Source organism: Solibacillus sp. FSL H8-0523 (assembly GCF_038051985.1).
GTDB lineage: Bacteria > Bacillota > Bacilli > Bacillales_A > Planococcaceae > Solibacillus.
Map to the genome: position 1 here is coordinate 3,442,769 of NZ_CP150291.1, position 25,662 is coordinate 3,468,430.

Consider the following 25,662-nt stretch of genomic DNA (forward strand, 5'->3'; position numbering starts at 1 on the left):
AATATCATAATAAATTTACATATCAAAGGTTAAAATTAGGTTAAAAAACAAAAAACCTCATAATTTCAAATTTCTTCAAAATTACAAGATTCTAAATTTATTTATGTTAAAACTTCCGTCCCGCGCCGCCTCCAGATGAGCCACCGCCACCAAAGCCGCCGAAGCCACCTGATGAACCGCCTCCTCCGAAACCACCGCCAAAGCCACCACCAAAACTACCTGGATAGCCGCCTGTACGATATGCGCGTCTTGCTGTGCGTCGGCGTCCACCTGGGCCACCGCCACCACCAAATTTCGTGAGAATTAAATACACAATAACAATGAAAATCAGAAAGCCAAGCGAAATCCCTTCACCGCCATCAGTTGAAACAGGCTGAACTAAATCCGCGCCACTTGCCTCGCCGCCCATTTCGTCATAAACTTGCGAAAAAATATTCGCAAAGGCATTCGTATAATCACCATTCGCTAAATGCGGCATCATATAGGCATCAATCATTTGCCCGATTCGTCCGTCTGGATAATCCCCTTCAAGGCCATCTCCAACTGCAATCCACACATCATTTTCCCCTGGACCTTGATCCGTCGTTGCAAAAATGAGCATCCCGTTGTCTAGTTGTTCATCACCAATGCCCCACGCGCGCATCGTTTCCACACCAAACTCATATGGTGCCAAACCACCAATGGTATCAATCGTCATCATGACAACAACATTACCAGTCGAGCCTTCAAGTGCTTTTGCTGCTTGAATAAGGTTTTGTTCCATATCATCATTAACGACATTTTGATAATCATATACATACGAATTATAGGCTGGCTTTTGTGGAATTGCCGCCAATGCTTGAAGCGGCATCAATACGCACAACAATGCCACGAGCCATAGTTTTTTCACATGCCACTCCCCCTCTAGCAGTTACGGTTTTCACTGCAACCTCTGCAATTAGTCACTACCTCCAAAATCAACGGTTGGCGATTCTTCTACTCCATCTTTAATTTCGAAGTAATCCTTTTTCTCAAAGCCAAACATGCCCGCAATTAAATTGCCTGGGAAGCGGCGTACATCACCGTTGAATGTTTGTACCGTCTCATTATAATCTTTACGCGCCACCGCTAAACGGTTTTCTGTCCCAGCTAATTCATCCATTAAACGTGTAAATTGCACATCTGCTTTTAATTCCGGATAATTTTCTACAATAACTAATAGACGCGATAATGCAGATGATAAATCATCATTTGCAGTAGCAGCATCCTCTACCGTACTCGCATTCCCATACTCGGTACGCGCATTCGCAATTTGCGTAAATACTTCTTCCTCATGATTAGCATACCCTTTTACGGTATTCACTAAATTTGGAATCAAATCGAACCTGCGTTGTAATTGGTTTTCAACTTGCGCCCATGCTCCGTCGACTTTTTCTTCACCTGTCACTAAACTATTGTATTTTGGCACAATCAAAACAGCCGCAATCACGACCACAGCTACTATGGCAATTAGCGCAATTAATAGCGCACTACCTTTTTGATTTTTTACTTGCATCAAAAACACCCTCTCTTTTTAAAATTGCGTATAAAATTTGTTTTGTTCCCCACAATAAGAACGTACGAAATTTCTTAAATGGAGGTTAAATAATGTTTACCCAATCATCCCAATCTCAAGACAACCAAATGCCCTTTTCGAATAATCACGGTGCTCACGAGCTACTCGATGTCCATGAAGTATTAAGCGCTATGATTGGCGGCTTAAACCAATATGTGCTCCTGCGTGATCAAGTTCAAGATAGCGAACTACTAGGTATTATGGATCGCCAGTACGCCTTTATGCTTGATGAATACAATATCACAATGGAAGCCTACAAAACCGGGCATGATCCACAGCATCCAACGCGTAGCTACAAAATGCAAATGGGCAACGATACAAATTACGGCCTCACACCGAGCGCTCCGAAAAAGCCGATGACATCTGCGAATGAAATCAATGATGCGGTAATTTCAGGCTTTATGCTTAGCTGTCATAAAGCAGGCGCAACAGGGAAAACCACCGCGGCACTAGAATCAACAAACCCTGTCGTACGTAGAGTACTACAAGATTCCGTACCAAACTGCATAGAAATGGCTTACGAAATTTCGCTCTACCAAAACAAAAAAGGCTATTACCAAGTCCCACAATTCTCAGAACAGGAAATGAACGTGATGTTAAATGCGTATGGTCAGGCCGAGCAAGCTAAAAACATGCCGAATTAATTTTGACGATTATTCCCCTAATAAAATGTATTAAAAATAGAGTAAGCACTACTTTTATGCTCTAGTTAGTACTGGTTTGTTATTAAATTATTCATTTTATTATTTATTATCCAATGTTATTTTACAAAAAATCAAAAATGAGTTCGACGTGATACGAGAGCACTAAAAATATCATTAAGCATAAGCGCGGGTGAAAAAATAGACAATGAAATAAGGCATTTTCCATTCGAATTTAACGGAAAATGCCTTATTATTTATCTGAACTGCAAAATAAAATAACTTTGTCTAACTTCTTCACTTCAAATTAAAGTTCAAATTTTTAGTTGTTCTGATAATTTAGATGAGAAATATTTTCGCGCATCCGCCATTTTTATATGCAATAAACGCTCATCATTGTTTTCTGCATTCATAAAAGTAACAAAAGCTCCTTCTAAATCTTCCTTGATACTTTTAAAAATATAGTTTTCAGCAAGTAATTCATTAATTTGCTGAATTTCTTTTTCTACAAACTGATATTCCGACACAGTAGCACCCCGTTTACATTTTAATCTGTAGAAACTGTTGGTTGAACACCAATCGGTTCAGGATTCACATCAATTTCCCAACTACGTCCAGCGGTAATACCTAAATATTCTTCATCACTTGGATTAACAATTTCAGCTTGTGGATACTTTTTGAACCACCAGAATTTTGCTAACACGTAATAAATTGCAGCCCCTACAAAGAAACCGATGAGTGATGAAAAAGTCGGCCAAATATTGGCGATTAATCCACCAAGAATCCAAGCAATAATTCCCGCTACGTTAACACCTTTTAAGTAACGATATTGTCCATCTATCTCATATAAGTCCTTTACATTAACTCTTCGCTTACGAAGTAAATAATAGTCAGCAAATAAAATTCCTACAATTGAAGATAAAATTCCACCAACCACTAGTAATACACTATTTAAAACATCAAACAAATTCCATGGCTGAACAACTGTACCAACAATTCCCGCAATGACTACCCCTACCCAAAACGGTACTTTCGGTCCACCGATATTGGAAAAAATCGTGGCTGCCGGAATTACGTTTGCAGAAGTGTTAGTAGACCATTGAGCTAATACAATCATTGATAATAGCACAACTAGTACAAAACCGCCCGCCGCTTGTTGAAGTGCGTTAATTGGGTCACCTGAACCAGTCGCCATATAACATACCGCACCAATAACAATCATTAATGTATTAAAAATAGGTTGAACAATTAGTGAGCCTAATAATTGTGATTTATTTCGTTTGAACCAATTACGTTCATGTTTAGGTGCCTTAAAATGACGTGAAAGCGTCGGCATATCTGCAGCTAACGTAGCCCAGAATCCCATGATCGCCATTGCAACTATCATAAATGCAGTAAACTGTTCAAAACCAGTTTGCGGTGCTTCTACCCAAGACCATACTGCTTTTCCTTGTGCTTTTGCTTCAGCCGATAATTGTAAGTACATCCAAATCGAAATAAAAATGATAATAGGTGCAGCAAAATCTGCGAAACGCTCGATCGATTTAATTCCTAGCGAAACGTTTAATAGTTGTAACCCCGCAAATACAAGGAAACATACAAACCAATTGTCAAAGCCCACCATAATATTTAAAATTCCATTTATCGCTAAAGCACCAAAATACGTATTGATACCAAACCAACACGAAGCCGTAAATGCACGTGCAAATGATGGCAAATGTGTCCCAAATGTTCCAAATGGGGCACGCATATAAACCGGAAACGATAAGCCGTGTTCTACACCGATATCACCAATAACCACCATGAAGATACCAATTAAAATTGACCCTACTAACGTTGCAAGTATTAACATCGGCATACTTAAATTTATAATCCCACCTGCGCCTATAGCAAATGCTGCTAATACAATAGCCATACCTACCCAAATTACGCCAAAACCGACCATCCCGATACTACGCTTCTCATGTGTGATAGGAAGTAAATCTGGAGACTTTAAATAATTTTTACTTGAACTATTTGAATTTGACATGGCTACACCTCATCTTATTAGATTTCACAAGGCCAATTAACGGACAGTACTTGAACTATTTGTAGCGAATCCTGCAATTAATGACTGCCTTTCATTCCATGTCATTGGTGGTTGCGTATGAGGTAATTCCTTCATCGTAATTGCACCCTCTGCCGGACAGACTATCGAACATAAATTACAACCTACACAGTCCTCTTCACGAACTTTTAGCATCGGACGCCCATTTTCTGAATATAAATCGATACATTGATGAGACGTATCTTCACAAGCAATATGACACTTATTACAATTAATACAAATGTCATTATTAATTTCCGCAACTACTTTGTAATTTAAGTCTAAATCACCCCAATCAGAATATTTTGGAACTGTTTTTCCGACTAAGTCCATTACTGATGTTAAGCCTTTTTCATCTAAATAGTTGCTTAAACCATCAATCATGTCCTCTACAATGCTAAAGCCATGATGCATTGCTGCCGTACAAACCTGTACGCTTGTAGAACCCATTAATATAAATTCAGCAGCGTCCTGCCAGTTCGAAATTCCACCAATACCTGAAATCGGTACATTTATATATGGATTTCTTGCGCATTCACCAACCATATTCAGTGCAATTGGCTTCACCGCTGGGCCACAATACCCTCCATGTGCGCCTTTGTTTCCAACGTGAGGAATGGTATTCCAAGAATTTAAGTCCACACCAGCTAAACTATTAATGGTGTTAATCATACTAATTGCGTCTGCACCACCACGAATAGCCGCTTCCGCCGTTACAGTAATATCTGTAATATTAGGTGTTAATTTTACAATTACAGGTACTTCAGCATACTCTTTCGCCCAATAAGTTTGCTTTTCTACCAGCTCCGGTACTTGACCTGAAGCTGCGCCCATCCCACGCTCGGCCATTCCATGTGGACAACCAAAATTCAATTCGAAGCCATCTACCCCGACATCTTGTACTTTTTTTACAATTTCATGCCATTTTTCAGCTTTTGGCTCTACCATTAAAGAAGCGATAATTGCATGATTTGGAAATCTCTTTTTCGTTTCATAAATCTCTTTTAAATTCACTTCTAATGGACGATCCGTGATTAACTCAATATTGTTGAAGCCAGCGACTTTTTGACCATTAAAACTAACAGCTGCAAAACGGGAAGAAACGTTTAAAATGGGATCTCCCAAAGTTTTCCAAACAGCGCCACCCCAGCCCGCTTCAAAGGCTCTTTGAACTTGATAGCCCGAGTTTGTTGGTGGTGCTGATGCTAGCCAAAAAGGATTTGGTGACTTTATACCAGCAAAATTTATTCTTAAATCTGCCATTTGAATACCCCCTATGCAATTTCTGAATTTGCGTTTAGTTCATTATGAATTGCGTATGCCGAATCTTTTCCTTGTTGTGCCGCGGATACTACAGTTGCTTCCCCGTAGCCATTGCCAAAAATAGCATCACCACAAGCGTAAATTTTCGGATTCGATGTCTTTAAACTATTCATATCTACATCAATCACACCACGTGTATTTGCTAATCCTAAATGTTCGATTAGCTCATATTGTTTTGATTGACCGATAGCTCGAATGACGGCATCCGTTTCAATGACAAATTCAGAATGAGGGATTTCAGTTAAAGAACCTTTTCCATTTTCAATTCCAGTTAACTTCATTTTCACACATTCCATACCAATGACTTTGCCGTTTTCATCTCCAATGATTCGCTTAGGTAATGTTAACCATCTAAATTCAACACCATCCTGCTTGGCAAAATCATATTCAAAATCATAGGCCGTCATTTCTTTTGATGTACGGCGGTAAACAATCTGAACTTGCTCTGCGCCTAATCGTACCGAACATGTCGCTGCATCAATCGCTGTATTTCCAGCACCGATTACTACTGCTTTTTTGCCTAGTACTTTGTCCGTAAACGAAGCTTTTGATTCTTTGACGAAATCAATCGCATCATATACACCCTCTAAATCTTCACCCTCAATACCTAGCATCGGCACTTTCCCCATTCCAACCGCTACGATGATGCGATCGAAATTGGCAAGGAGATCATCTACTAATACATCTTCTCCAATTTTTGTATTCGTTTTTATTTCAACGCCTAGGTTTTGAACTTGTTGTACTTCCCATTCCACGACATCTTGCGGTAAGCGGAAAGAAACAATTCCGTAGTAATTTAGGCCGCCCGCTTTTTCGTCTGCTTCGTAAATCGTCACGCTATAGCCTAATAACGCCAATTCACGCGCAGCAGATAATCCTGCAGGTCCACTTCCAATAATCGCAATTTTCTTGCCGTTCGCTGGTTTTGGCGTAAACAATTTTACATTGGATTCGCGTAGCCAATCTGTTGCATAGCGCTGCAGGTGACCAATTTGAATTGGTTTTTCCTCGCTATTTAAAACACAAGCCCCCTCACAAAGCTCGATTGTTGGACATACACGTGCACAGCTCGCCCCTACTGGATTTGACTCCATAATGACACGCGCAGAGCCCTTCATATTATTCGAAGCAATTTTCTTTATAAAGCTTGGAATATTAATACTTGTTGGACACGCTTGAATGCAAGGCGCATCATAGCAATACAGACAACGATTTGCTTCAACAGTTGCTGCGTATGTTGTTAAGCCCCCAAACATTTCTTCAAAGTTTTTTGCTAAACCATTATTCATTTCATAACAACCCTCTCTCCAGTGCGATTTGTTATTACTTGTCTAGTGGATTTAATGCTTATGAATTTACTTTCTTTTTACTCTTTACTTCGCGACGAATATATTTCCCGCTACCTAGCTCACCTACAAACTCTTTATCTTTAATTACATACTCGCCACGTACTAAAACGCTTGTCGGTTCCCCCGTCACTTCCAAACCTTCAAATGCGTTATAGTCCACATTCATATGATGTGTTTTTGCAGAAATTGTTCGTTTTACAGTCGGATCAAATAATACGATATCCGCATCTGAGCCAATTGCAATCGTCCCTTTTTGTGGGAACAATCCAAAAATCTTTGCAGACTGTGTAGAAATCATATCTACAAATTCATTTACTGAAATACGACCTTTTTCTACTCCTTCTGAATACAAGACAGAAAAACGATCTTCAATAAATGGACCACCATTTGGAATCTTCGAGAAGTCATCTTTCCCTAATGATTTCTTACCGTTGAAACTGAAGGAACATTGATCAGAACCGATTGTTTGTAATTGTTTGGCTTTCAATGCATTCCATAATACTTCTTGATGTTCTTTTGGACGTAATGGTGGTGACCATACATATTTTGCCCCTTCAAAGTCCGGCTTTTCTAATGCAGTTTGATCGAGTACTAAATAAGGCGGACAAGTTTCACCTAAAACATCGTAGCCTTTATTACGTGCTGAAACGATTTCATCCACTGCTTCTTTACACGTTACGTGTACAACATAAAGTTTTGCTCCTGCTAAATTAGCGAGTTCTATCGCACGTTTTGTCGCTTCACCTTCAACTTCTGGCGGACGAGTTAATGCGTGATAAATCGGTGCGGTATTACCGTTCGCTTTTGCCTCTTCCACAAGCTCATCAATAACTGAACCATTTTCACAGTGCACCATAACCGTTGCTCCTAGCTCTTTTCCAACTTTAAATGCCTGGAATAATGTGCGATCTGATGCTTGGAATTCTTTTGCATAAGCTAAAAAAACTTTGATTGAACTAATTCCGCCTTTATCCAATGCTTCTGGTAATTCTTTTAGACGTTGCTCATTTAAGTCACCAATCATTAGGTGGAAACCGTAGTCTATAACAGCCTTATCCTTCGATTTACTATGCCAAGTTTCGATTGCATCCATTAATGTCGGCGATCCTGCACTAATACAAAAATCGATAATTGTTGTCGTTCCTCCAAAAGCAGCAGCAATTGTTCCTGACTCCCAATCATCATCTGTAACTGTATTGTTAAATGGCATGTCTAAATGAGTATGAGGATCAATTCCACCAGGGAATAAAAGTTTACCTGATGCATCAATAACCTCCGCTTCTTCATCTTGGATACTTAACGCAATTTGTTGAATAATCCCATCCTCAATTAACACATCAGCTTTATAGGTATCCGTAGCCGTAACAATTGTTCCCCCAGTAATAATCTTCTTCATAGAAACCCCTCCTGTTTTCTATTTACTTATCTAAATTCTTGCATACTTAACTTTTTATAAGCATATTATTAAAATAATATACATATATTATATGTTACTTTTTTTTACATATAATCCACTTATATAAAATAATACAAGTATTTCTCTTTATAATTTTTATTTTACTTGATAAGTAATCGTAGTTTAATATACAAAAAGTATGTTTTTGTTAGGCTTTTTTAGACATAAGGTAAAAGAGGGCACTTTTCCTTACTTTCAGTGTCATTTCTTCTTACATATAAGTACCTAAGTATTTTAAAAACGTCGTTATTTATCTCTACTCCGATTTTTTAAGAATAAATGTATTTTTATTAAATTTAACGGTTTTATATACAACTATAAAAAGACAAACAGCTGGCCTCTATTTTTTAGAGACCAGCTGTTTTAAAAATTAGTTAATTATTGCTAGGAAATGCGAATGTAGAAGCTGATTTTTCCGTTGTCTCTGGCCAGCGCTCTGATACGGTTTTCGTTTTTGTGAAGAAGCGAGCCTGATCCGGACCAAACATATGCCCTTCCCCGAAGCGAGAGCCTTTAAAACCAGCAAAGTTATGGTATCCAACTGGAATTGGAATCGGTACATTGACACCTACCATGCCAACATCAATTTCAGTTGTAAATTTACGTGCGGCATGACCATCATTCGTAAAAATCGTTACGCCATTTGCTAACTCTTGAGCGTTTATGAAATCAATTGCCTCCGAAAGTGTATTTACTCGCACAACATTTCGAGCTGGTCCGAAAACCTCTTGTTCAAAAATATCCATGTCCTTTGTAATATGGTCTAATAATGTCGGACCTACAAAGAAGCCTTCTGCATTTTTCACAATATCCAATTCACGACCATCATTTACTACCGTCGCCCCTTGTTGTTCAGCTAAATCGATTGCCTTTATGATACTTTCTTTTGACTCTTTTGAAATAACAGGCCCAAAATCCGTACCTTCTTCTGTGTAGCTGCCAACTTTCAACTTGCTTATTTTGTCTTTTAAAATCGCGACTAATTTATTTGCTGTTTCTTCACCAACTGGCATAATCGTAGAAATCGCCATACAACGTTGAGAAGCCGCGCCATATGCTGCACCAATAAACGCATTCGCTACTTGCTCTAAATCCGCATCCGGCATAACCACCATATTATTTTTCCCACCACCTAGAGCCGTTACACGCTTCCCATATTTAGCCCCTGTCTCGTAAATATATTTTGCAACGGGTGTTGACCCTACAAAAGAAATTGCCTGGACAGCGGGATTTTCTAATAGCTCATTTACAGCTTCTTTGCTGCCGTTTACTACTGTCCAAATCCCATCTGGCAAACCTGCTTTTTTCCACAATTCACTGATGAATAAGGAAGTCATCGGCACCTTTTCAGAAGCTTTTAAAATAACGGCATTTCCTACAGCAATTGCCATAGACGTTTGCGCTAATGGCACCATTATCGGAAAGTTGAATGGTGATATAGCCGCAACTACACCTAAAGGATATTTAGCAGAATAGGCATTAATTTGACCACCGACGTTCACCGAATATTCACCCTTTACTAAGTGAGGGGCTCCAATCGCTAAATCCACTGACTCCAATGCTCGTGTAACTTCACCACGTGCATCCTCTAATGTTTTGCCGCTTTCAGTACAAATGATTGTTAATAATTGTTCCATGTTTTCTGTAATTTGATAACGGAAGCGCATCAATACTTCTGCACGCTTCGCCACAGCAAGATCTCTCCATGCCGGAAAAGCGGCTTTTGCTGTTGCAATTGCTTCACGCGTTTCTTCAGCTGTTGCAATCGGAACATCAGCAATCACTTCACCAGTAGATGGATTAAAGACTTTCGAATAATGCCCGCTTTTCCCCTCGATTAATTTCCCATTGATAAAATGAGTTAATTTCCTTACCGAAACTGCATCTATCATACTTAATATCCCCCTTATTTAATACTGTTTACGGCCTCAATAAATATATTTGCAATAAAATCTTTTTCCTCTACTGTAATGGAAAGCGGTGGTGATAACGTTAATACATTATTAAAATCCGCTACAGTAACGCCATTTTTCCCGATGATTAATCCCTTTTGCTTACAATAAGCAATTACAGCATTTACCTTCTGGACATCAAGTGGCAATTTCGTTTCTTTATTTTCAACTAGTTCAATACCGATTAATAAACCTTTCCCACGAATATCCCCTACGTACGGATGATTACTTAATTGTTCTGTTAAAGTGTGCATGAGTACTTCTCCAAGCTGCGCAGATTGCTCAAATAAGTTTTCGCGTTCCATCACTTCAATATTTTTTAAAGCGACCGCGCAAGCAACTGGTGACCCACCGAATGTATTGACATGACGGAAAAACTCATAGTCCCCACCATCCATAAATTGTTCATAAATTTCTCGACGGATTGCCGTTGCCGACAATGGCATGTAGGCACTCGTCAGTCCCTTCGCCATCGTCACAATATCAGGCTTAATTCCATAGTTTTGGAACCCAAATGCTTTTCCTGTTCGCCCAAAGCCACATATAACCTCATCAACAATTAATAATGCCCCGTGTTTTTCACATACTTCTTTAACACCCTTTAAATAGGCATCATTCGGTACAAGAACGCCACCACCCGTAATAATAGGCTCCATAATAACTGCGGCAATCGTTTCTGACATTTCCCAAGTCATCACTTGATCAAGGTTTTTCACACTAGGTAGCGACGTAACATCCCCATTTTGCACTTCTTCTGGATGACGATATTGATCAGGTGGTGCTACATGTAAAAAGCCCGGAGCAAGTGGCTCGTATTTATATTTACGCTGCGCTTGGCCCGTTGCTGCTAAAGCACCCATCGTATTCCCGTGATACGCACGGTAACGCGAGACAATTTTATAGCGGTTGGTTTCCCCTTTTTGTTGATGGTATTGACGCACTACTTTAAACGCGACTTCATTTGCTTCCGAACCACTATTTGAATAAAAAACGACATATTCATCCCCAAGCAATTCGCTAATTTTTTGGCTTAATAAAATCGCCGGTGTGTGTCCATTTGTTAGCGGTGTATATGAATTTTTTAGCATCTGCTCATAAGCAACTTCAGCAATTTCCTTTCGACCATACCCAATATTGGTACACCAAAGTCCCGCCATCGCATCTAAATATTTATTGCCATCAATATCCGTCAACCAAGCCCCTTCTGCTCGTTCAACAATAAATGTAGCATCCGGGTTATAAGGCTTCATCGAATGCCATACATGCTTTTCGTCATTTGCCTTCCAGTTGTACTCTACGTATTGGCTCATGTACTTCCCTCCTAAGTTTCGAACTTATCTATATTTTCGCTTATTAGAAGTATTAGAGCACTATACATTGTGTAAAATGATTTTTTACATGTATTTCACATTAAGGCAACTTTTCTTCCCTCATATAATTATGCTTTGTCATCAATAACATGATTTCTAAACATAATCGATTTTCATAATTCATAAAATTATCGCCAATGATATGTTCAATTTTCTCAAGACGATGATAAAGCGTTTGACGAACGATAAACAATTTTTCCGCTGTTTCCTTTTTTAATCCATTGCATTGAAAATAAATATCCAATGTTTGAATTAAGTTGGTATTGTGCTTGCTATCATACTGACTTAGCTTTTCAATCTTTTCCTTTGCGGCTTGCATCAAGCTATTGTTATTTTGTAACACCTTCACCATGTGATAAAGGATTAATTCATCATAAAAATAAGAGAGCTCCATATTTTTCATGCGGATTTGTAATGATTCCTGAGCAGTTTGATAACTCTCTTTTAATTCATTATAGTGATAGACATATTTCCCAACAGCAATGAGCGTATCCAGTCGATATTGATTAATAATTTCATTCATCGCGCGCTTCATTCGTTCTTTATACGTATCTGCCTGTGCTAGATCGTTTAAGATGAATATTAAATATTGGGACTGTTCTATAATAAATGTATAAAAACCCTCTTTTTGCAATGCTTGGCGAAGATTGATTTTATAATTGGTTAAATCGTTTTTAATATTTTTTCTTTTCAGCTGATGAATCATTACCATCCAGCCATTTTGTTTTAATTTTTGGTCGATTTCTTCAATAAAATAAAGCATTTCCTCATCGCTAATTTCATCTTCCAGCCATTTTTCAAAAAATTTACGGTTTTCACTTTCAAGCTTTTCTTCAATATATAAATCTCTTAATACAAATTGAGACAACGTAACGACTGTGCGGTCTAAAATTAATAAATCCAATTCGGTAATTTCTTTTTTCTCAGAATATATATGTACCGTTCCATATACTTGATCAAATAGGTTCATTACATTGCTCGCTTTATACTTACTGCCTAAGTTCATGATGTAATTTTTATAATTTTCAATCTTTTTATCAGGGATTGCTAGGCTTGTTCCTTTGTTCACTTCAAAATAAATATTTACGTTTAAATACTTTTGCATATACTGCAAGATCTTTACTTTGTCATTCACTTTTAAAACATAGTTATTTATTTTTTGCGAGTAATCTTCTAGCTGCCTTAAAACATCATACTGTTGATGAATAATCTCTGTATGCAAGTCTTGTGTAATGCCAATAAACGGTACAACTTCTTGGAAAACTATAAGTGGAAAATCCAAGCTATCCGCTAAAATGATGACACTTTCCGGGATGACTTCGATATACATGCCTAATTCAATACATAGTCCAGCTACATCTAAATCACTAAGCTGTTGGACAAATTGTAAAAAGCCTTGTTCATTGTCCTTTAAAATAACTCCCGTAGTAAGGATGAGTTCATTTCCCTTTATTAGCTGTTTCACATCGATAACTTCTAATATATGAATCCACTTTATGCCATGGTTTAAGCCTGTTTTACCTGCAACTACTTTTGCAGATTCAAAGTGTTTCCGATTTAAAACTTCTTTTACAGTGATCATAAGCAATTCCTCCTACAATTAACAAACTGTCTATACAATTATTGTAACATTTTACAATAAGTATATATAAATATGTTATATGTCAGTGCTAAAGTATATATATTATGGATTTAAAGGAGGACGCACAATGTTAAAAACAAATCGTGAACGTCTTAAACAAACTATTGAGTTATTTAGTCAAATTGGCGCAACTGAAAATAACGGTGTTACGCGTCTAAGTCTTTCAAGCGAAGATATTGTTGCGCGCAACAAATTGAAAGAAATTTGTGAACAGCTTGGTATGACTGTAACCGTCGATGATATGGGCACAATGTATGCAACACTCCCTGGCAAATCCGATTATTTACCAATTGTGATGGGCTCACATTTAGATTCAGTTATTAAAGGAGGACGCTTCGATGGCGTTCTAGGAGTTTTAACAGCTTTGGAAGCCGTACAAACCATTCTTGATGAAAAGATAGAACTAAATCACCCCTTAACAATAGTAAACTTCACAAACGAAGAGGGTGCACGTTTTGAACCATCTCTAATGGCTTCGGGCGTTCTTTCAGGAAAATTTGAAAAGGAAAAGATGCTTGCTTCTACTGATCCAGAAGGTGTGACATTTGAACAAGCCTTGAAACAAAGTGGTTATGAAGGGGATATTGCACATCGTTTAACGGATGCACATGCCTATTTAGAGCTTCATATTGAGCAAGGTCCCGTACTTGAACACTATAAAAAAGACATTGGTGTAGTGGAAGGTGTTCTAGGCATGGTATGTTATGATATCTCATTAACTGGCGAATCGAATCATGCTGGTACGACCCCTATTTCTATGCGTAAAGATAGTATGTTTGCCGCGATGCATATTATTTCAATCTTGCAAAACAAATTAAAACAACTTCCAGATGACCTGGTATATACGATTGGACGTATTAATGCCTATCCAAATATTCATACAGTCATTCCAAATAACGTGACATTCTCATTAGAATCCCGCCATCAAGACCCTGCAGTTATTCAGCAAGTGGAACAAATTATTTTTGATTTACCAAAAGAAATCGAAAATTGCCAGCTTAGCTATACGAAACTATGGAGTCGAGATACCGTGTATTTCGCATCTGAGGTAGTGAATGTAGTCGCAGCAAGTACTGACGAATTAGGTTATTCAAGCCATTCAATGTTTAGTGGTGCTGGTCATGATGCACAATTTATCGCCGGGTATATTCCTTCCACAATGATTTTTGTACCAAGTGCTAAGGGCTATAGTCATCGGGAAGATGAATATACTACCTTTGAAGAATGCTCAAAAGGTGCTGATGTACTCGTAAATGCGGTAGTAAAAGTTGCTAATCTTAAAATTCCATCTAGGAAAACAACTGTATAGGCGGTTATTAAACATTAGAGTTATGTTGAAAATCAATGGTTAATCGACAGGCCGTGCCCGCGGAAAGCGTACCCGTAACGGAAACCAATTTTTTCTGGCATGAAAAAATACAAATTTTCTCCATGGAGAAAATTTGTATTTTTGTTTTGTCCCAGCCTCAAGCTTTTTTGATCAAGTTAGTCGATTTTTTGACCTGTAATTTCTTCTAATTTTCCGTTGTCTTTAATTTTTTGTAAACCTTCATTTAAAAGGTCTAGTAATTCTTTATTGCCCTTTTTCACCATGAAGCCGTAGTATTCCTTTTCAAACTCACTAGATTCGATTGCTTTTAAACCTGATTTTGGATTGTTCTTTAAGTATTCTAATACAACGGCATTATCGCCAATTGCCGCAGCAGCTGTTCCATTAATTACTTCTTGGAAGGCGATTGGTTGGTTTTCATAAGCTAAAATTTTTGAACTTCCCACACCTTGTAATTTTTTCGCTGCTTCGTGACCTGTTGTATTAATTTGTACAGCGATTTTTTTATCTTCAATTTCTGCAAGTGTTGCAATTGGTGAATCTTCTTTTACAACGATCATTAGCGTCGCTTCGTAGTATGGATTTGTGAAGTCATACGTTTGTTTACGCTCATCTGTAATTGTAATACCTGATGCCCCTAAATCTAGTTCTTTATTTGTTACTTGTTGGAATACTGGCTCCCAACCTACATTTTTAAATTCAACCTCTGCCTCGATTTCAGCACCGATTGCATTCATCACATCTACATCAATTCCGATGATTTCACCTTTGTCATTCATTGACTCAAACGGTGCAAATGTCGCTTCTGTACCAACTAATAATTTCGAATAGCCTTTGTCGCCCTCTGTTCCTGACGAGCTATCTTCTGAGCCACATGCTGCAAGTACGATCGAAAATGCTAATAACAGCATCATCATAAAGCCTGTTTTCTTGTTAAACATTGAAAATCCCCCTGTAAATTCGCTTTTTTCATAATTATACACCTAAACTAATATTCATTCAATATACATTATTTAATTTTTCAAAAAATTTGACCTTTAAAAATCTCGCCGCAAACTCTATTAATATTTATACAATACATATTATGGGATTTATTTTCAAGAGGCGTTTTTGTTTGATTACTGTATTTATTATCCAAATCTTTAAGATTCTCCTTCTAAATTTTAAAGAATTTACGTTTTCTAATATAATTTCACTTAATTTATTGGTGGGCAATCCAGACTCAAATGCCCTTTAATTTGAATCTGGATTTGCGACGAAAGAGCAGCGACAGGAGTAGGTCTTTTGGATGGTGAAAAATTCACTATTTCTTAATTGAATCTACCTAAATCACCATTAATTAGTCATTTTGTTAAAGAACACACTTTATGCGGAAGTAGAGTGGCGCGGAGTGAAGGCGGCAGACTCCTGCGGGAACAGCGCGCGCGGAAAATCCATTTTTTTTGCCACCGTAAGAGGCACAAAAAATTAGTTGAAGCCGTGCCCGCGGAAAGCGTCCGCCGTAACGTAGCAGAACGGTCCCAATAAAAAACACCAAATCGCACTTAACTCGTGCGATTTGGTGCCTATTCTCATATATATGTCATAAAGAAAGAGCAAGTATTTATAATACTTGCCCTAAAAATGCCTTCGTACGCTCGTTTTGTGGATTACCGAAGATTTGATCGGGTGGTCCTTGTTCGACGATATAACCGCCATCCATGAACAGTACACGATCACTCACTTCACGCGCAAAGCCCATTTCATGTGTTACAACGAACATGGTCATGCCCTCTTTTGCGAGGTTCTTCATTACTTCAAGCACTTCTTTTACCATTTCTGGGTCTAGTGCTGACGTTGGTTCATCAAACAGCATAATTTTTGGCTTCATCGCAAGTGCACGCGCAATCGCCACACGCTGCTGCTGACCGCCTGATAGCTGCTGCGGATAGCTATCTGCCTTTTCGCGTAGACCTACCTTTGCTAGTAGCTCTACCGCTAATTTTTCAGCGTCTGCTTTGTTCATCTTACGAACTTGCATAGGCGCCATCGTCACGTTATCAAGCACCGACATATGCGGAAATAGGTTAAATTGTTGGAAAACCATCCCTACTTCCGTGCGGATTTCGTTAATATTCGTTTTTGGATCATTAATTTTTACACCATCAATATAAATCGCGCCGTCTGTTACTTCTTCTAATAAGTTCAAGCAGCGAAGGAATGTACTTTTCCCTGAACCAGATGGCCCAATGACACACACTACTTCTTTTTCCGCGATTTCATAATCAATGCCCTTTAATACCTCGAGCTTGCCAAAATGCTTGTGTAAGTTTTCTACTTTAATCATTTATGCGCGCTCCTTTTTCTTACGTGGGTTGTAGTTGATGTCCACACGCTTTTCGATAAACGCAATTAGCTTCGTTACCGCATACGTTAATACCAAGTATAAGAACGCAGCGAATAAGTATGGCTCCCAGAAACGCTGATACGTTCCGGCTACGACTTTACTTACATATAAAATTTCTGCTCCGGCAATAACCGTTACAAGTGAAGAATCCTTTAATAATGCGATAAATTCGTTCCCTAAAGGTGGAATCATGCGGCGGAATGCTTGCGGTAAAATGACTTTACGCATCGCCTGTGCACGCGTTAAACCAAGTGAACGCGCTGCCTCCATTTGACCTTTGTCGATTGACTGAATCCCTGCACGGAAGATCTCTGCGTTATATGCTGCACTATTTAATACAAGCGCCATAATCCCCGATACCCACCAGCCTAAACCTTGACCAAAAATCGTTGGAATGACCGCTAAGTGAATTAATAACAGCTGTACTAATAATGGCGTGCCGCGGAATACATCCACATACAATTTCACAGGCCAATAAATCCATTTTTTGTTTGATACTTGACCTAATCCTAAAAATAGACCGAAAATAACACCACCAAGATAACCACATGCGGTTAAAACAATGGTTGCCCAAAGCCCTTTGGCATATAGCTCACGGTAGTTCCAGATTATATCCCAACGGAAAAAATCAAAAAATTCCATCTGAAACCCTCCCATTCATTGTTTTACTCGAAATCCGTACCTGTAATTTCTGCTAACTTACCGTTGTCTTTAATCTTTTGTAAGCCTTCATTTAAAATCTCTAATAACTCTTTGTTGCCTTTTTTCACCATGAAGCCGAAATAATCTATTTCAAACGAATCATCTTCAATTGATGTTAAGCCTGAATCTGGATTATTTTTTAAGTAATCTAATACAACCGCATTGTCACCAATTGCTGCATCTGCTGAACCGTTAATAACTTCTTGTAAAGCAACTGCAAAGTTTTCATAGGCTAAAATTTTAGAACTTGCGACACCTTGTAATTCTTGTGCAGCAATATGTCCAGTTGTATTAATTTGTGCTGAGATTTTTTTATCTTTTAAATCGTCGTAAGAAGCAATACTAGAGCCTTCCTTTGTTACGATTAATAACGTTGCTTCATAGTATGGATCTGTGAAATCATAGCTTTGTTTACGCTCATCTGTAATCGTAATCGCCGCTGCGCCTAAATCTAATTCACCTGTTGTCACTTGGCTAAATGTTGATTCCCAGCCTGTGTTCTTAATTTCTGTTTCAATACCCATTTCTTCACCGATTGCCGCTAAAATTTCCGCATCTAAGCCGACAACATTCCCTTTATCATCTAAATATTCAAAAGGTGCGTACGTTGCCTCTGTTCCCGCTACGATTTTTGTATATTCTTTCGCACCCGATGATTCCTCGTCAGAACCACACGCTGCTAAAATCATTGAAGCAACCGCAATTGGTGCTACCCATTTAAAAAGTTTTTTTGTATTCATTATGAATATCCTCCTGGATGTAATATTTTTTAAGTAACTAATGACATGTTCAATTATATTAATTTCACAATTAATATACAACATTTAATTTTTAAAAAATTGATTATTATTACATAAAGATGAATTTTTATAACAAATACGATAAGTTTTTTGCATAAAATTCAATAATTATTCATATGCCTATCATTACAATCAAATAAGCTAGTTCATTTCCCAATTCCATTTCAACATATGCTTGGCGTGATTACCAAAACCTTGTCACACATTAATACCCCGGAAAAAAAGTCTACAAAAAAGACTATTTCAAAGTAGTTACTCTGAAATAGTCTTTTTCATTTAGCATATTTAACTTCTTTATTTCTTGGAGTGAGAACGAAAGAAGGGTAAAAAGAAACGGTACAGTGAATCTTTTTACCCTACATAAAATTCATTCTCCGTTATAAAATAAGCCCTCTACGCTTACTTTTAAACAGATATAAAAAAATAGATTAAAGCAGTAAAATGGTGCCCACGAATGGACCTGATGATAAACGTGCATTTGGTTTTTAATTGCGCACAAATAAAAGCAATCATCCTAAATGCGACATTTACTAATGTACTCATTTTCTACATAATTATCAAGCTTTATTTAATAAAAAAATAGATTTTCATTAATTTTTTTTAAGTTTAATTTATTTACGAACGGGAAACCTAATAGTGTTAAAAATTACCTTAACAAATTTTAGTACATAGGAGGAGAAATTGTCGAAGTAGATGGCTAAAAACGCCCTCGGAGGGAATCGAACCCCCAGCCTCAGAACCGGAATCTGAAGTGTTATCCATTACACCACGAGGACATGGTTAAATTTATTCAGCTTTATCATTATACAAAGTACATCGGTTCATTTCAAGAACAAAAGACGGACTTTATATTTGACCAAAACTGACTAATGCGTGTATGATAGGTTTACAGCTGAAATACTTTCCAATTTTCAGCAAAGGTATACGAAAATAGGCTTTAACAAAGGGAGGATTTTTTCAATGAACTTAATTCCTACAGTTATTGAACAAACAAACCGCGGCGAACGTGCATATGATATTTATTCACGTTTATTAAAAGACCGTATCATTTTATTAGGGAGCGCAATCGACGATAACGTTGCTAACTCAATTGTAGCACAATTGTTATTCTTAGAAGCGGAAGATCCAGATAAAGATATCTTCCTATACATCAACTCTCCAGGTGGTTCAATCACTTCTGGTATGGCGATTTACGATACAATGAACTTCATCAAACCTGACGTATCAACGATTTGTATCGGTATGGCAGCTTCTATGGGCGCATTCTTATTATCTGCTGGTGCAAAAGGTAAGCGTGTAGCTTTACCAAACGCCGAAGTAATGATTCACCAACCACTGGGCGGTGCACAAGGGCAAGCGACGGAAATTGAAATCGCTGCAAGACGTATTTTACACTTACGTGAAAAATTAAACCGCATCATGGCTGAAAACAGTGGTCAACCATATGAAACATTAGCGCGCGACACAGAACGCGATAATTTCATGACAGCTGAACAAGCTAAAGAATACGGTCTAATCGACAAAATCTACGATCGTAACCCTAAAAAATAATAATTAAAAGCGGCAGAATTTCTTCTGCCGCTTTTTTTTGACGAAAGGCGCAGAAGGTCCGAAAAGTGTTACTTTTGCGGACAGTGCTTCGTTCGTGTATTAATCAACCGCTTTAGTGTGGTGCTTCTGCGGTAGTCGGAAGTAAGAACGAATGCTAAGAACGTCACATCCTGTGACAACGCATTCATCACCAGCATCGTCATGGCCACTATCCTCGGCGCAAAAAGGGCTTGACCAGAATGCTTTCTGGACAAGCCCTTTTGTTTACGCTTTCAAAATTAGTCTGCGTTTTCGATTAGTACTTGTAATGCCTGAATCGCTTTTTCTTCGTCATGTCCATCTGCACTTAACGTCACCGTTGTACCCTTTGCTACCGCTAAGCTCATAATGCCCATAATTGATTTTGCATTTACTTTTTTTGTACCTTTTTCTAAAAAGACATCTGCTTTATAACGATTCGCTTCTTGGACGAATAGTGCAGCTTGTCTTGCTTGTAAACCTGATTTTAGCTTGACCTCTACTTGTTTTTCGATCATCTTGAAATACTCCCTTTCACAACCGTACATCGCCTTATTTATTTCATCTTATCGAAATTATCGGAAAAGAACAACAATAGAATGCAATATTTCAAAAAACAACGTCTTTAAATCTGCTCTCCGCGGCGAAGTGCATCGGCGATTTCATCGATTTTACGTAAACGATGATTCACACCGGACTTACTCACAACACCTGTTGAAACCATTTCTCCTAGTTCTTTTAACGTCACATCTCGGTACTCCACACGTAAGCGTGCAATTTCTCTCAATTTTTCTGGTAGCTGATCTAAGCCGATTGCATTATCGATAAAACGAATATTCTCGACTTGACGTAGTGCCGCGCCAATCGTTTTGTTTAAATTGGCTGTTTCACAATTGACAATTCGGTTCACACTGTTACGCATATCACGAACAATGCGAACATCTTCAAATTTCAGCATAGCCGACGTCGCACCTGCCAAATTTAAAAAGTCCGAAATTTTTTCAGCTTCCTTTAAATACGTTACAAATCCTTTTTTGCGCTCAATCGTTTTCGCATTTAAATCAAAATGGTTCATCAAGTCAGCGAGTGCTTCCCCGTGCTCTTTATAAAGCGAGTACACTTCTAAGTGATACGAAGAAGTTTCCGGGTTATTGACCGAACCACCTGCTAGAAATGCACCACGTAAATACGCACGTCGCTGCTCGTTTTTTGGAATAATAGACGGAGAAATCGTATGATTGAACTCAAACGAATTCGAGACGATTTCTAAATCCGCTAAAATTTCTCGTGCACCTTCACGAAGACGGCAAATATAGACGTTATTTTTCTTGAGACGCATTTTTTTACGTACTAATAACTCAACATTATAAGGATAGAGCTTTTTAACAATCGTATAAAGTCGACGTGCAATCGCGGCATTTTCTGTTTGTACATCTAAACTTATTTGACGATTGGCAAAGCTCAAACTCCCGTTCATGCGAATCAGGGCGGACACTTCAGCTTTTAAGCTCGTGTCATCCGCTTCAACTTGCGTGAGCTCTTTTTTCGTTTCTGATGCAAACGACATCTTTCGTGTACCCCCTTTCTAGCAAACTATGTAGTAATTAGGACTGCAATGTTTGTTGTTTTTGTGCGGCATATTCAAATAGCCAATCTGCTAAATTTTTAGCATCATGACGAACCGTGCCTTTATGAATAAGTGCAATTTCTTTTTTTATTAACTTCACGCCCATTTGTTGAAGTTTTTCTTCATCAAAGTATACAGGTTCTGCATTTTCTTCGCGATACTGTGCATAAATTGCAGATGGCAAATCTTTTTCATTAAATAATACTGATTCAATAAATGCCTCTCCAACATGCTCATGAATCGCTTCAATATGCTGCGATACTGAGTAATGAATCGTTTCGCCTTTTTGTGTCATTAAATTGGCGATATAAATCTTTTCGCCCTTTGCTTTGACAACAGCCTGACCGATCCCTTTTACTAAAAGATTTGGAATAATACTTGTATATAAACTTCCTGGACCAATCAATATATAGTCTGCACGTTCAATTGCATGGACAGCGGCTGGTATTGGCTTTAAGTTACTCGGCTCTAAGAAAACACGTTTAATCGGCGCTTTGCCTGATGGAACTTTTGACTCCCCAACAATTGTTGTTCCGTCGATTAACTCCGCATGCAATGTCACCTTTTTATTGGCAGCTGGAATGACTTTCCCATGCACATTTAAAACTTTACTCATTTCCGCAATTGCATGGTTGAAGTCCCCTGTAATTTCTGTCAGGGCCGTTAACATTAAATTTCCTAATGAATGGCCACCTAAATCATTTGACTGTGAAAAACGGAACTGAAACATTTGCTCCACTAAGGGCTCCACGTCAGATAGGGCTGCAATGACATTGCGTACATCCCCTGGTGGTGGGATATCATAGTCATCGCGTAAACGCCCAGAAGAGCCACCGTCATCGGCTACGGTGACGATCGCTGTAATATCAAACGGATATTGCTTTAAGCCACGTAATATTGTCGATAACCCGGTGCCCCCACCAATGACGACGATGCGGGTTTTCTTTTTTTTCATGCAATCAATCCTTCCTGTGATTGATATCTCGATGTGTAATCACAACTTGATCGTTTTTCGCTAATAGCTTACCAAAATATTCTGCAAGCGTAACAGAGCGATGCTGACCACCTGTACAGCCAAATGCAATAACAAGCTGTGATTTACCCTCATTACGGTACTGTGGAATCATAAAGGTAAACAAGTCAGTTAACTTTGCAATTAACTGTTGCGTTTCCTCCGTCGCTAAAACATACGATGATACTTCTGTTTGGAGACCTGTTTTAGGACGTAGCTCTTCCACATAATATGGATTTTTTAAAAAGCGGACATCAAATACTAAATCGGCATCAATCGGCATGCCATGCTTAAAGCCAAATGACATGACATTCAATGAAAAGGTTGGACTGTTTTGGTTATCAAATTCTTTCACGATACGGTCGCGTAATTCACGTGGCTTTAGCGATGATGTATTGACAACAGTTTTCGCGCGACCTTTTAACTCAGATAATAATTCACGCTCTAGTTGAATCCCTTCAAGCGGTAATCCTTGAGGCGCTAGTGGGTGTGAGCGACGTGATTCTTTATAACGGCGCACCAGTGTCGCGTCGTCTGAATCTAAGTATAAAATACGCGCGAGTAAATCTTCTTCTTCTAGAAGAACATCTAATGTTTCAATTAATGAGTCAAAAAACTCTCGCCCTCGTAAATCCATTACAACAGCAATGCGGGTAATTTTCTTTTCAGAATCCTTCATTAGCGCTAAAAACGTAATGAGTAATTCTGGCGGTAAATTATCAACGCAGTAATAGCCTAAGTCTTCAAAACTTTGAACTGCTACAGTTTTCCCTGCCCCGGACATTCCCGTAATAATAACCAACTCATGTGTATAGCTCAGACTACCCACAGCATTTCATCTCCTCTATTTTTCTTCAATCGAATTTTGGATTTTCTTGCTAATCAGTTCAAAATCCTCTGTATATTCAAATGTACCATACTGCATCCCTTTATTTAACGCTGCAAATAATAAATTGGGTCGGTCGCCCTCTGCCATCGGAAGCTCGTTTAGACTAGCAATTGGATGCCAACCTAAAATCCCTTCGCGCGTTTCAACAAATGGCGTGCCTTCCACATCATGGGCAACAAACGTATAGAGCATCCATTCATCCACAACAGTATCGCCGTTTTTAATGACCATTGTATATGCACCTTTTAAATGAACATTTTTTGGTGTTAAGTTTGTTTCTTCTTGAAATTCGCGTATAGCGGATTCGAAGATGGATTCACCTAACTCCATTTTGCCTCCTGGCGCTACAAACCACCCGCGTCTCGGTTTTTGAAGGAGTAGCACTTTTCCATCTTTTATTGCTAATAAATTCGTAATACGTTGCATACGTAACACCTCAGTTCTTTTCATCTAAGCTTATTTCTATTATACCTTGTCCTATGCATTCAGTAAAAGAGCGCGATTCCAGTTAATGTATACGCAATAGTTTATCTTGGAGCTTTTTTTCGTATAAAGGTTTCCTTATTTATTGGCGGGCTACGGCATGACAGCATTATGGCCACGTGGTACGTGTCCATACTACTGTCTTTAATGCCGCATGCGAGGCCCGCCAATACAAAAATTTCGCTTTCGTTATAAAGTTAAGAATGCATTATACTACCGCTTGCGCTATCGCGAGGCGGTGGTTTCACTTCCTTAATTAAGTGTGCTTTAAATCATTAGATTGCTATTTATAGTGAGCTTCAAATTATGATGAACCTAATCATCACAAAAAGAGGTTGCTTCGGCGCTTTACGCTCGAAACAACCTTAAGGCGAATCAGGATATAAGGGGGTTAAACGAATTTCTATGTTTAGTATACCCTATCTTTGTAACGATTCGATTACATTTATGTTAAAGAATTATTGCGGGAATTTTTCTTTTAATTCTTCTACGTAATGCTGTGCTGCTTGTGCTGCGATACTGCCGTCGCCTGTTGCTGTAACAATTTGACGAAGCATTTTTTCACGAACGTCACCTGCTGCATAAATACCTGGCACCGCTGTTTCCATTTTTTCGTTTGTTACGATATAGCCCGCTTCATTGACAATGTTTAACGGAACAAATGGTGTCGTTAATGGTAGCATCCCAACATATACGAAGACACCATCTGTTGCCACTTGTGTTTCCGTACCATCTTCTGTTGATGCTAACGTTACTTTCCCTACTTTGCCATCTACTTCGTGGATTTCTTTAATCGTTGTATTCCAAATGAAGTCGATTTTTTCATTTGCGAATGCGCGATCTTGGATGATTTTTTGGGCGCGTAATTTGTCGCGACGGTGAACGATTGTTACTTTATCCGCAAAGCGTGTTAAGTAAATTCCTTCTTCTACCGCCGAGTCACCACCACCGATAACGATTAAGTTCTTTTGTTTGAAGAACGCACCGTCACACACGGCACAGTAACTTACACCACGGCCACCAAGCTCAGTTTCGCCTGGAATCCCTAGTTTTTTGTACTCTGCACCTGTTGAAATGATAATTGTACGTGTTTTATATTGTTTTTTACCTGAAATAATTGTTTTATATTCTTCGCCGTCGATGATTTCTGATACATCACCATATGCGTATTGTGCACCGAATTTTTTCGCATGTTCGAACATTTTTGTTGATAATTCTGGCCCTAAAATTGTATCAAAACCTGGGTAGTTTTCTACAGCTTCTGTTGATGCCATTTGACCACCAGGAATACCGCGTTCGATCATTAATGTTGATAAGTTTGCGCGAGATGTATAAACCGCTGCCGTCATCCCTGCTGGACCTGCTCCGATAATGACTACATCATAAATTTTTTCTTCTGACATAAAAAATCCTCCTCTTACCTATACCAATATCTAGTATTTATCGTATAA

23 protein-coding genes and 1 tRNA gene are annotated in these 25,662 nt (G+C 38.5%); 3 read left to right on the forward strand and 21 right to left on the reverse strand.

Going from position 1 to position 25,662, the window contains the following annotated elements; all coding sequences use genetic code 11:
* Positions 1-106: 106 nt before the first annotated feature.
* Both NSQ62_RS17235 and NSQ62_RS17240 read right to left on the reverse strand, forming a co-directional pair.
* Positions 107-889 carry a TPM domain-containing protein gene (locus NSQ62_RS17235; RefSeq protein ID WP_341321314.1) on the reverse strand — a complete coding sequence of 261 codons (783 nt, stop codon included), beginning with the start codon at positions 887-889 and terminating at the stop codon, positions 107-109.
* 48 nt (positions 890-937) lie between these two features.
* Positions 938-1,534 carry a LemA family protein gene (locus tag NSQ62_RS17240; RefSeq protein WP_341323966.1) on the reverse strand — a complete coding sequence of 199 codons (597 nt, stop codon included), beginning with the start codon at positions 1,532-1,534 and terminating at the stop codon, positions 938-940.
* Between the two features lie 92 nt (positions 1,535-1,626).
* On the opposite strand from NSQ62_RS17240, the gene NSQ62_RS17245 reads away from it, so the two are divergent.
* The gene (locus NSQ62_RS17245; RefSeq protein ID WP_341321315.1) at positions 1,627-2,238 is read left to right on the forward strand and encodes a spore coat protein; all 612 of its coding nucleotides are present in this window, start codon (positions 1,627-1,629) and stop codon (positions 2,236-2,238) included.
* 311 nt (positions 2,239-2,549) lie between these two features.
* On the opposite strand, the gene NSQ62_RS17250 is transcribed toward NSQ62_RS17245, so the two are convergent.
* From NSQ62_RS17250 to NSQ62_RS17285, 8 genes are all read right to left on the reverse strand, one after another.
* A complete protein-coding gene (locus NSQ62_RS17250; protein WP_341321316.1) occupies positions 2,550-2,762 on the reverse strand; it encodes a hypothetical protein in 213 nt (70 codons plus the stop codon).
* 20 nt (positions 2,763-2,782) lie between these two features.
* On the reverse strand, positions 2,783-4,264 hold the full coding sequence (locus tag NSQ62_RS17255; RefSeq protein WP_341321317.1) for an NCS1 family transporter: 1,482 nt from the start codon (positions 4,262-4,264) through the stop codon (positions 2,783-2,785).
* A gap of 36 nt (positions 4,265-4,300) precedes the next feature.
* Complete coding sequence (gene preA, locus NSQ62_RS17260) at positions 4,301-5,584, reverse strand: NAD-dependent dihydropyrimidine dehydrogenase subunit PreA (RefSeq protein WP_341321318.1); 1,284 nt, start codon at positions 5,582-5,584, stop codon at positions 4,301-4,303.
* A gap of 11 nt (positions 5,585-5,595) precedes the next feature.
* On the reverse strand, positions 5,596-6,933 hold the full coding sequence (locus NSQ62_RS17265; RefSeq protein WP_341321319.1) for an NAD(P)-dependent oxidoreductase: 1,338 nt from the start codon (positions 6,931-6,933) through the stop codon (positions 5,596-5,598).
* 58 nt (positions 6,934-6,991) lie between these two features.
* Positions 6,992-8,389: a dihydropyrimidinase gene (gene hydA, locus NSQ62_RS17270; RefSeq protein ID WP_341321320.1), complete on the reverse strand. Its 1,398-nt coding sequence runs from the start codon at positions 8,387-8,389 to the stop codon at positions 6,992-6,994.
* 434 nt (positions 8,390-8,823) lie between these two features.
* Entirely contained in the window at positions 8,824-10,341 is a 1,518-nt protein-coding gene (locus NSQ62_RS17275) for a CoA-acylating methylmalonate-semialdehyde dehydrogenase (protein WP_341321321.1), read from the reverse strand.
* Between the two features lie 14 nt (positions 10,342-10,355).
* Complete coding sequence (locus NSQ62_RS17280) at positions 10,356-11,711, reverse strand: aspartate aminotransferase family protein (RefSeq protein ID WP_341321322.1); 1,356 nt, start codon at positions 11,709-11,711, stop codon at positions 10,356-10,358.
* A gap of 100 nt (positions 11,712-11,811) precedes the next feature.
* Positions 11,812-13,353 carry a PucR family transcriptional regulator ligand-binding domain-containing protein gene (locus NSQ62_RS17285; RefSeq protein WP_341321323.1) on the reverse strand — a complete coding sequence of 514 codons (1,542 nt, stop codon included), beginning with the start codon at positions 13,351-13,353 and terminating at the stop codon, positions 11,812-11,814.
* 127 nt (positions 13,354-13,480) lie between these two features.
* Between NSQ62_RS17285 and NSQ62_RS17290 the strand changes: the two genes are divergently transcribed.
* The gene (locus NSQ62_RS17290; RefSeq protein ID WP_341321324.1) at positions 13,481-14,722 is read left to right on the forward strand and encodes a Zn-dependent hydrolase; all 1,242 of its coding nucleotides are present in this window, start codon (positions 13,481-13,483) and stop codon (positions 14,720-14,722) included.
* Between the two features lie 176 nt (positions 14,723-14,898).
* Here NSQ62_RS17290 and NSQ62_RS17295 read toward each other — a convergent pair whose 3' ends face one another.
* The 5 genes from NSQ62_RS17295 to NSQ62_RS17315 form a co-directional block, all read right to left on the reverse strand.
* Positions 14,899-15,684 carry a basic amino acid ABC transporter substrate-binding protein gene (locus NSQ62_RS17295; RefSeq protein ID WP_341321325.1) on the reverse strand — a complete coding sequence of 262 codons (786 nt, stop codon included), beginning with the start codon at positions 15,682-15,684 and terminating at the stop codon, positions 14,899-14,901.
* A 662-nt stretch (positions 15,685-16,346) separates the two neighbouring features.
* A complete protein-coding gene (locus NSQ62_RS17300) occupies positions 16,347-17,069 on the reverse strand; it encodes an amino acid ABC transporter ATP-binding protein (protein ID WP_341321326.1) in 723 nt (240 codons plus the stop codon).
* Positions 17,070-17,771 carry an amino acid ABC transporter permease gene (locus NSQ62_RS17305; protein ID WP_341321327.1) on the reverse strand — a complete coding sequence of 234 codons (702 nt, stop codon included), beginning with the start codon at positions 17,769-17,771 and terminating at the stop codon, positions 17,070-17,072. It abuts the gene before it with no gap.
* 23 nt (positions 17,772-17,794) lie between these two features.
* The gene (locus NSQ62_RS17310; RefSeq protein WP_341321328.1) at positions 17,795-18,571 is read right to left on the reverse strand and encodes a basic amino acid ABC transporter substrate-binding protein; all 777 of its coding nucleotides are present in this window, start codon (positions 18,569-18,571) and stop codon (positions 17,795-17,797) included.
* 764 nt (positions 18,572-19,335) lie between these two features.
* A tRNA-Arg gene (locus tag NSQ62_RS17315) sits at positions 19,336-19,407 on the reverse strand.
* A 184-nt stretch (positions 19,408-19,591) separates the two neighbouring features.
* Here NSQ62_RS17315 and clpP point away from each other — a divergent pair.
* Positions 19,592-20,182, forward strand: coding sequence for an ATP-dependent Clp endopeptidase proteolytic subunit ClpP (gene clpP, locus NSQ62_RS17320; RefSeq protein ID WP_341321329.1), 591 nt, complete (start codon positions 19,592-19,594; stop codon positions 20,180-20,182).
* A 278-nt stretch (positions 20,183-20,460) separates the two neighbouring features.
* On the opposite strand, the gene NSQ62_RS17325 is transcribed toward clpP, so the two are convergent.
* From NSQ62_RS17325 to trxB, 6 genes are all read right to left on the reverse strand, one after another.
* The gene (locus tag NSQ62_RS17325; protein ID WP_341321330.1) at positions 20,461-20,718 is read right to left on the reverse strand and encodes an HPr family phosphocarrier protein; all 258 of its coding nucleotides are present in this window, start codon (positions 20,716-20,718) and stop codon (positions 20,461-20,463) included.
* A gap of 107 nt (positions 20,719-20,825) precedes the next feature.
* Complete coding sequence (gene whiA, locus NSQ62_RS17330; protein ID WP_341321331.1) at positions 20,826-21,767, reverse strand: DNA-binding protein WhiA; 942 nt, start codon at positions 21,765-21,767, stop codon at positions 20,826-20,828.
* A gap of 37 nt (positions 21,768-21,804) precedes the next feature.
* Positions 21,805-22,782: a YvcK family protein gene (locus NSQ62_RS17335; protein ID WP_341321332.1), complete on the reverse strand. Its 978-nt coding sequence runs from the start codon at positions 22,780-22,782 to the stop codon at positions 21,805-21,807.
* A gap of 4 nt (positions 22,783-22,786) precedes the next feature.
* Positions 22,787-23,668: an RNase adapter RapZ gene (rapZ, locus tag NSQ62_RS17340; protein WP_341321333.1), complete on the reverse strand. Its 882-nt coding sequence runs from the start codon at positions 23,666-23,668 to the stop codon at positions 22,787-22,789.
* Between the two features lie 15 nt (positions 23,669-23,683).
* On the reverse strand, positions 23,684-24,154 hold the full coding sequence (locus tag NSQ62_RS17345; protein WP_341321334.1) for an 8-oxo-dGTP diphosphatase: 471 nt from the start codon (positions 24,152-24,154) through the stop codon (positions 23,684-23,686).
* 515 nt (positions 24,155-24,669) lie between these two features.
* Complete coding sequence (gene trxB, locus NSQ62_RS17350; protein ID WP_341321335.1) at positions 24,670-25,614, reverse strand: thioredoxin-disulfide reductase; 945 nt, start codon at positions 25,612-25,614, stop codon at positions 24,670-24,672.
* Positions 25,615-25,662 lie beyond the last annotated feature (48 nt).

Bases quoted from the DNA above. Each gene is read 5' to 3' on its own strand.
- NSQ62_RS17285 (WP_341321323.1), bottom strand. From the start codon at position 13,353: ATGATCACTGTAAAAGAAGTTTTAAATCGGAAACACTTTGAATCTGCA.
- NSQ62_RS17310 (WP_341321328.1), bottom strand. From the start codon at position 18,571: ATGAATACAAAAAAACTTTTTAAATGGGTAGCACCAATTGCGGTTGCT.
- NSQ62_RS17335 (WP_341321332.1), bottom strand. From the start codon at position 22,782: ATGAAAAAAAAGAAAACCCGCATCGTCGTCATTGGTGGGGGCACCGGG.
- NSQ62_RS17290 (WP_341321324.1), top strand. From the start codon at position 13,481: ATGTTAAAAACAAATCGTGAACGTCTTAAACAAACTATTGAGTTATTT.
- NSQ62_RS17300 (WP_341321326.1), bottom strand. From the start codon at position 17,069: ATGATTAAAGTAGAAAACTTACACAAGCATTTTGGCAAGCTCGAGGTA.
- clpP (WP_341321329.1), top strand. From the start codon at position 19,592: ATGAACTTAATTCCTACAGTTATTGAACAAACAAACCGCGGCGAACGT.
- NSQ62_RS17240 (WP_341323966.1), bottom strand. From the start codon at position 1,534: ATGCAAGTAAAAAATCAAAAAGGTAGTGCGCTATTAATTGCGCTAATT.
- NSQ62_RS17325 (WP_341321330.1), bottom strand. From the start codon at position 20,718: ATGATCGAAAAACAAGTAGAGGTCAAGCTAAAATCAGGTTTACAAGCA.
- NSQ62_RS17275 (WP_341321321.1), bottom strand. From the start codon at position 10,341: ATGATAGATGCAGTTTCGGTAAGGAAATTAACTCATTTTATCAATGGG.
- NSQ62_RS17345 (WP_341321334.1), bottom strand. From the start codon at position 24,154: ATGCAACGTATTACGAATTTATTAGCAATAAAAGATGGAAAAGTGCTA.
- preA (WP_341321318.1), bottom strand. From the start codon at position 5,584: ATGGCAGATTTAAGAATAAATTTTGCTGGTATAAAGTCACCAAATCCT.
- whiA (WP_341321331.1), bottom strand. From the start codon at position 21,767: ATGTCGTTTGCATCAGAAACGAAAAAAGAGCTCACGCAAGTTGAAGCG.
- NSQ62_RS17265 (WP_341321319.1), bottom strand. From the start codon at position 6,933: ATGAATAATGGTTTAGCAAAAAACTTTGAAGAAATGTTTGGGGGCTTA.
- trxB (WP_341321335.1), bottom strand. From the start codon at position 25,614: ATGTCAGAAGAAAAAATTTATGATGTAGTCATTATCGGAGCAGGTCCA.
- NSQ62_RS17305 (WP_341321327.1), bottom strand. From the start codon at position 17,771: ATGGAATTTTTTGATTTTTTCCGTTGGGATATAATCTGGAACTACCGT.
- NSQ62_RS17280 (WP_341321322.1), bottom strand. From the start codon at position 11,711: ATGAGCCAATACGTAGAGTACAACTGGAAGGCAAATGACGAAAAGCAT.
- NSQ62_RS17255 (WP_341321317.1), bottom strand. From the start codon at position 4,264: ATGTCAAATTCAAATAGTTCAAGTAAAAATTATTTAAAGTCTCCAGAT.
- NSQ62_RS17295 (WP_341321325.1), bottom strand. From the start codon at position 15,684: ATGTTTAACAAGAAAACAGGCTTTATGATGATGCTGTTATTAGCATTT.
- hydA (WP_341321320.1), bottom strand. From the start codon at position 8,389: ATGAAGAAGATTATTACTGGGGGAACAATTGTTACGGCTACGGATACC.
- NSQ62_RS17245 (WP_341321315.1), top strand. From the start codon at position 1,627: ATGTTTACCCAATCATCCCAATCTCAAGACAACCAAATGCCCTTTTCG.